General features: G+C 50.2%; 5 protein-coding genes. 2 read left to right on the top strand and 3 right to left on the bottom strand.

The genetic code is table 11. From position 1 onward, the window contains the following. Both FC83_RS10300 and msrA read left to right on the top strand, forming a co-directional pair. Positions 1 to 1,401, top strand: a 1,401-nt coding sequence (locus tag FC83_RS10300) for a Cna B-type domain-containing protein (protein WP_156405595.1), incomplete at its 5' end; no start/stop codon positions are given. A 150-nt stretch (positions 1,402 to 1,551) separates the two neighbouring features. Beyond that, complete coding sequence (gene msrA, locus FC83_RS10295; protein ID WP_035455384.1) at positions 1,552 to 2,388, top strand: peptide-methionine (S)-S-oxide reductase MsrA; 837 nt, start codon at positions 1,552 to 1,554, stop codon at positions 2,386 to 2,388. 111 nt (positions 2,389 to 2,499) lie between these two features. On the opposite strand, the gene FC83_RS10290 is transcribed toward msrA, so the two are convergent. The 3 genes from FC83_RS10290 to FC83_RS10280 are packed head-to-tail and all read right to left on the bottom strand — an operon-like array spanning position 2,500 to position 7,453. Then, a complete protein-coding gene (locus FC83_RS10290) occupies positions 2,500 to 3,315 on the bottom strand; it encodes a DUF2399 domain-containing protein (protein ID WP_035455386.1) in 816 nt (271 codons plus the stop codon). Continuing rightward, entirely contained in the window at positions 3,312 to 6,443 is a 3,132-nt protein-coding gene (locus tag FC83_RS10285) for an SbcC/MukB-like Walker B domain-containing protein (RefSeq protein WP_057002744.1), read from the bottom strand. Before FC83_RS10285 ends, FC83_RS10290 begins: the two co-directional genes overlap by 4 nt. Further along, positions 6,440 to 7,453, bottom strand: a complete 1,014-nt coding sequence (locus FC83_RS10280) for a hypothetical protein (protein WP_057002743.1) — start codon at positions 7,451 to 7,453, stop codon at positions 6,440 to 6,442. The genes FC83_RS10285 and FC83_RS10280 overlap by 4 nt, the downstream gene beginning before the upstream one ends. Position 7,454: the final 1 nt, after the last annotated feature.

Raw genomic sequence — 7,454 nt, 5'->3', positions numbered from 1 at the left:
TTAGCCAACGGCAAAGTGGTGCAGACTAAAACGGTGAACGCCGCCAGTCAATGGCAATATAGTTTCACCAACTTGCCTAAGACCGACCAGGGTAAAGCCATTACTTACACCATCAGTGAAGCTCCTGTGGCTAATTACACGACAAAAATTAATGGTTATAATATCACCAACACCCATGTGAGTCAGCCAGCCACCACCACGGTCAGCGGCCAAAAGACTTGGTCAGATACCAACAATCAAGCCGGCCAGCGCCCAGACAGTATCAAAGTTAATCTGTTAGCCAATGGCAAAGTGGTGCAAACCAAGACGGTGACTGCCACCAATCAATGGCAGTATCATTTCACGAATTTACCGAAGACCGACGATCAGGGCAAGGCCATTGTGTATACGGTCAGTGAAGATCCCGTGACCAATTACGCCACTAAAATTAACGGTTACAATATCACCAATACCTTTGTGACCACGCCACCTACCAAACCCACGACCACCACGGTAGCTGGGCATAAAACTTGGATCGACGGGGCTGATCAATTTCAGCAGCGTCCCACGAGTATTCAAGTCAATTTACTAGCCAACGGGCAAGTGGTGCAAACTAAGACGGTGACTGCTCAAAATAATTGGCAATACGAATTTACCAATTTGCCTAAGGTGGACCAAGCAGGACAGACAATTGCCTATACTATTAGTGAAAACTATGTGCCCTATTATCAAACGGATATTAATGGTTACAATATCACCAACACCTATATCCTGGTGCCACCCACTAAACCGATAACCGCTACGGTTTCCGGGAACAAGATTTGGCAGGACCAGGGTAATGCCGCCAACCAACGGCCAGATGCTATTACCATCCATTTGTTGGCTAATGGCCGCGTTATAAAAAGCAAACAAGTCACGGCTGCGGACAATTGGCACTATGAATTCAGCAATTTACCGCTGAAACAGGGCAATCAGACCATTGTTTATACGGTCTCAGAAGATAAAGTGCCCCATTATACTAGCCAAGTCGACGGGTCTGATGTGATCAACACTTATGTACCCACAACCCCAGTTCAACCTAGCCAACCCCAGGTGCCACAAAAACCAGACGTGCCGCAACAACCTGATGTACCCACAACACCCACTGATCCTAATCAGCCGCTGTTACCCATCACCCCTAGTGATCCGCAACCAGGCACAGCGACTACACCAGGTGCATCAACGACAACCGGCACCGTCCCCACAGAATCTAAGCATCATCTGATTCCTGTGAGCACTGAGACCATCACCGGATCCAGCAAGCAATTATTGCCCCAGACCGGTGAAGACCACAGTTGGTCCAAGGGCCTATCGATTTTAGGCTTTGTCTTGTTGTTCAGTGCATTAGGCATCGTGAGTTATAAGAAATTAAAAGTGAAATAAAGCAAGCGAGTGGCGACCCAGTGATTATATTGGATCGCCATTTTTGTAGGCTAAATTTTTGCACATTACTGGACTTTAGCGTAGTATCATGGGAACAATCATCATTTTTGGAACAATACAATGAGGCTACAGCAAAGGATAAGGATAGCCATGATCGATAAAACTGAACAGGTCCTGACGGAAATTTATAATTTGATGCTAAATCCGGCAACCCGAGACTGGGAACGCCAATTATTGACCGCTGCAAAAACCGCTATTGAAGCTGGCGGTAATTTTGACGTTGAAATTGATAAATTAGAATACGATTTGCGGCCCTTGGCGCTACGCCACAATTTGACCCCCGATGTGACGGATTTTTATGTGGGGCTCACCGACGCCACTTACACAGCGCCCCAGTTTGACGTGACCCAACACCAACAAGCTGATCTGCCTTACCAGGAACGGGCGATCTTTGCCGGGGGCTGTTTTTGGTGTATGGTGGAACCCTTTGAAACTTACCCGGGCATCGTGTCCGTCTTATCTGGCTATACCGGCGGCCATACCGATAATCCCACTTATGAACAGGTGGTGTTGCAGTATACCGGCCATGTGGAGGCCATTGAAGTGATTTTTGATACCCGCCGTGTCAGTTATCAGCAGTTAGTGGATCTTTATTGGGACTTAACGGACCCCACGGATGAATTGGGGCAAATTAGCGATCGGGGCAATAATTATCGCCCGGTTATTTTCGTGAGCAATGACACTCAGCGCCAAATCGCCACGGCCTCCAAACAGAAATTAGCGGCGTCGGGGCGCTATCAAAAACCCATCGTCACCGCCATAGAACCCGCCAGCCACTTTTGGCCCGCTGAGAATTTTCATCAACAATTCTATCAAAAAAATCCCCAGCGCTATAAACGCATCAAACGGGCCCGCCAACAATACCTCGCCTTCCAGCGCTTGGAAAACGGGGTGCGGCGGGGTGTGCGGCGCATCGTGGGGAAATAGAACAAGTTTAGTTAGCGTTAGACAACAAAAAACGCCAACCAGCCTGGACTGATTAGCGTTAAATGATATAACTAGTTTTTCAGCCAGCAGGGATGCTGGCTATTTTTCTGCTCAAGATTTATTTTCAGCTAACCATTGGGGGATGCGCGCTTCATAGATGGCCAGCAGTTGTTCTTGTTCCACAAATTTCTCGGAGAGCTGGATCACGTTGAGTTCCTGTTGATAAATGGCGTTTTGAACGGTAAGGGCCCGGGTGCGCTTGGGGTCTGGTTTGCCCATGAGCGCCACCCACTTGGCCACGTCCACGGGCCGTTGCAGGGCGGTGACCACGTCAATAGGGGTGCGTTGTAATTGGGTGAAGAAGTGGTCAGCCATTTGAATGCCCCGACTGTCTAAGTCGCCAATGTAGGTAAAGGCGACCCCCCGTTGTTCTAGATTTTGAATCAATTGAACATAGGCAGGATTGAAGTCATTGCCGGATTGGACGATAAGGGGCCAGGTGGGATGGCGTTGATGTAACAAGGCAAAAACCCCGTTGTTTTCAATGACCACCGCCTGCTTGGTGGCTAGAGGAAAAGTCAGCATGGCATCAATTTGCCAAGGGTTCAAGGTGATAGGTTGGGGCAGGTCTGTTTGGAAGATATTAGCACTGGTAAAGGCCATGCCGATCAATTTGGCCGTCAGTTCATTGATTTCTTTTTGGGCAAAACAATGGGTGATGACCCAACGGTAGTACTCAAATAAATCGGGATCGGCTTTGGCATCCGTGAGGCTGTGGGCGGTTAAGCCCAAGGTCACTGCCTGTTGGCCCCGGGGTGGCAGGGCTTCCCCCGCCGCAATTTGAGCAAACAGGGGCTCTAAAGTGGCTGCCTGGGCCGGCAGGGGCTTGCCGGTGTTGGTGCGGTAAGCTTGTTGGTACGGGCTCATGATGGTACCTCTTGTTGCCAAATCAAGGCCGGTTCCACGCGATTTTGATGGAACAACCCGTCATCTTGTTGCTGGGGCGCCAGCACCGTGTAGGCGATGTTGGCCACCCCATCGGCGAGAATTTTGTTTTGAGCCCCGTTGGGCATGGTGGCAATGAAACAAAAGCCAAAGCGGGCAATGGTGTTCACAAAAGATTTAGCGGTTTCGGGGTCTAATTTATCGGCGAATTCATCAAACATCACCAAATAAGGGGTATCTGCCAGCGTTGCTTGCCGCAGGACCATCTTCGGCACCAATAAGAGGGGCAAGACCATGGCCTGGGCTTTTTCAGCCCCAGAGCCCCCAGATTGGACGAACTTGTTATCCACAGCTTCATAGTTATCCTCAGCACTTTGCCGCCGCTTGATCAAGACGTTGAAATCTGACCACTGGCGGGTATCTAACAAAGCCCGGGCCGCGGCTTGAAAATCCCCCTCATCATCGGCGACATCGGCGTCATTGGCCAGTTTTTCCAGGCGCTTTTTGATTTCAGCTAGCAAAGCCGGCCGTTGTTCCAGCTGGGGATCTCGGGCCTCGGCAATGACTTCTGGGGTAACGGTAGCCGGGGTTAAAGCGACTTTTAATTTAATACTATTATTGTCACCAGCCCCTTGCACCAGCATGTCATTATAAGCGTCAATGGCTTGATATTGGGCAGTGATCAGTTGGGTGGCCGCCCCTAAATAAGTGGTCTGGGCAAAGTCATTGCCCTGTTCCAATTGGGTCAAGGCCTGTTCGACCCCAGTGCGGTCGGCAGCTAAAATGGCCTGGGCGGCATGGAGGTCAAAGGCCACCACCGTTAAATCATTTTTTTCGATGGCATGTTGTTGGCGCATGGCGCTGGCGATGGCCGGCTGATCCCGGTCTTCAAATAAAACGTCCAAAGCATCCCGATCCACCCCATCCCGGTTATTATTATGAATTAAATGACTGATACGATTGCTGACTTGGGCATAACTATTGCCCCGCACTTTAGCCCGATGGGTGGTGACGAAGGTAATCGTCGCGTCAATATCAGCTAAGGTGACATCATCTGGACAATAAGGCGCTAAAGTTGTCAGGGGTTCTAAGATAGCTTGGCGCAATTGCTGCAACGTAGCGGCGTGCTGGTCACTGGCGGTGGCCGCCGCTTGAGCCCGGCCTTCTGCCATGCTCTTTTGTTGGGTGGCCTCCCGCTCAGCTTGGGTTAAATCTTGGTGTTCTTTGGCCACCTGGGCCAATTGGTCGTCAATGGTGGGGTCAATGACTAAGTTAGCCAATTTTTCATTGGCCGCGGCAATGGCGGCAGTGACCTGGTCAACCTCGAAATCCGGGTCAAGGTTTAAGCTGTTTTGGATAGCTTGAATTTGTTGGGCGGTATTGCCCGCAGCCTGGTCCAGGTTGGCTTGTTCTTGGTCTAGCCCTTCTATTTGGGCGATGATTTGCGCAAATTCTTTTTGAAAGCCCGTTAAAGTGGCCACTAAATCCTCTCGGGTCAAGGCGGCTCTTAAATCTGGGTGCTCATCCAGCAGTTGCGCCTGTTGGTCAGCTAAGGCTTGATATTGGGCATTCATCTTAGCAGCACCCTGGGTATGGATGGTTTGGTTGTCCTGTTGCAGGGCGGGGCGAGCGCGGCCTAATAAGGGACCGGGCAGGTGCTGGTCGATACTGGTTGCCATTTGGCCCTGCATATCTTGGACAATGGCCACGTCTTCGCTGAGACTGGCCATGGTGTCGGCCAAATGGTGATAGTCATTGAGTTGTTGTTTTAACTGGCGTAAATAAACTCGGATTTGGCGGGCCACCTCAGTGGGGTTTATCTGGGCGATGGCCGAAGCAAATTCGGTCAGGTGGGCCGCCTGGGTACTGATTTGGGCTTGTAGGGGACTGAGCTGGTGGCGTTGTAATTGGTCTTGTTGCACGGCTAAATCGTTTTGTTGGTCTTGCAGTTCTTGTTGCTTGGCCGTTAAGGTAGTCAGCTGATCCTGATAATACTGATAGGTCTGCAGCCGTTTGGTCTCAGTGTCAATTTGGGTTTGATAGAGAGCTCTTTGTTGCCGGATACTCTTTTGTTGAATTTGTGCATCCCGCAACTGATCTAGGTGGGCTTGGTTGTTTTGAATGTTTTCCTGTAACAATTTGATTTGGTCCGCGTATTTAGTCACCTTTTGTTGGGCCTGAGCCGCATCGATTTGAGCCTGTTCATAGGCAGCATGGGTATCGCTATACCGGGATAGAATTAATTCATTGAGATGATTCAGATTCCCCCAAAAAATAGTATTTTGAAGTTTTTGCAAACGGTCTTGGCCATGCTTCAAACGGTCTAAAAGCCCTAAGTTACGGTTGACTTCCCGTTGGCTGTTGGCCACAGCTTGAATCACTTGGTCATCAATACCTTCTTGGGCATTTTGCAGGGCAGCTTTAATGGGAGAAAATTTCGCATTCCCCGAGGTTAAAATCGGCGACGCTAATAAGCGATAAACATTGGCTAACTTGCCTAGGGTCTCACCATTGCTGAAGCCATAGATACGACTGGCCACAAAGTCCCGGTAATCTAGCGCGGACTCAAAAAGATGCAAGTCCGCCCCCAAATCCCCATTGGCCTTTAAAAAGGCAGCTTTATCTAAGCACGCCCCGGTGCTATCGGTTGTTTGTAAATTTAGCTGCCTGCTGGGATCGTCACTGATGACCACGAACCACCAGGTGGGTTTGCGAGTATCCCCGGTGGCACGGTGGGCGCCAATACCTAAGATGACCTGGCGCTTGCTGGCGGCCAGGCGCATATACGTATAGCCGGTGCGCACCTTCATGGCCCCCGGTCCCCACCCCAGCAGCATACTTTCAAAGGTCCGGGTGTCCCGGGCGCTATTGCGGGTCGTAGCACTTTGGGAAATTTTGTCAGTGCCCTTGGCCGCATTAAAGGAAGGGGTGGCGATGGCCCCGTCGATGAGCATGGGGAAGAAACAATTGGCCAAGGTGGTCTTACCCACGGCGTTTTCCCCAATGATTGTCAAATTGCCGTTTTTAGAAGCGGGCATGTCTAAATGGGCGTACTTATTAAACTGACGCAGGTGGTAACTAACCGGCGTCAGTTGCTGGGAATCGGTCATGATGAGGCACCTTCTTTGGGTTTAGTTTGCACGGCAAAGCGTTGAACCAACGGGGTGGGGCTGACGAAATGAGGGTCAATTTGAATTAAGGCATTTTCCAATAAGGCGCTACGAACGTCGGTGACGCTGATGGTCTTTTTAGGATAAAGTTGCGCTGCAATTTCATGGATCCGTTGATTCAGGTCCTTTTCCGGTAGCCCGGCCCCCAGCGAATGGGCCACCGCCAAAGCTACGATGTAAGGCATGGCAGCACTTTGTTGGTGCTGGGTATCTAACAACAAGGCATAGTCGCTGCCGCACTCCAACACAAAGCGCTTTAACTCGCCCCACTGCTTGGCAATAGCCTGTTTATTGGCCACCAATATGGGCCAAAGGGCGGGCGTGGTGGTGGGACTCATGAAGCGTTCTAAGAGTAAAGTGCGATTGACCTGCTGAATCAGGGACAATTTCGGGGTATTTTGTTCGGCAATCAAGGCGTCCACCAGGCACTTAGCCACGGCATTAAAATCTGGGCTCACATCCCAATACTCGGTGACAAATTCTGTTTGGTCTGGGGTAGGGCCATCAATGCGATCAGGGGTCAGCAAGTTTAATCGTTCCACGAAAAGTTGGGTAATGCGCCGGTAAATGATTTTTTCATCTAGATTCACCACTTCACTGCGCACCTGGCGCACGATTTTTTCCGTGGTGACTAAGCGAGTGGTTTCAGCGGTTTGCAGATTGGGTTCGTTGATGATGGCCTTGAGGGTGGCTAATAAAATATGGACATCATCAGCCGCCAGTTGACTGGGGCCTAGTAAAAATAATAAATTTTCCTGATAATTATCCGGGCCCATCCCTACTAAGTCCTTCAGATAACGGGTGATTTTGCGTTGCACCCTGGGCCGTTTTAAGGCATTGATCGCCGCAACCGTGGCATTGGTCATATCCGGTGTAGGCGTACTGGTGAAAATCGTATGGTCAAACAAAGTATTGATAATTAGGCGCTCACTATTTTGTAACTCAGCCATC

This window comes from Agrilactobacillus composti DSM 18527 = JCM 14202, from assembly GCF_001436375.1.
Lineage (GTDB): Bacteria > Bacillota > Bacilli > Lactobacillales > Lactobacillaceae > Agrilactobacillus > Agrilactobacillus composti.
This window is presented reverse-complemented; position numbering and strand designations above follow the sequence as displayed.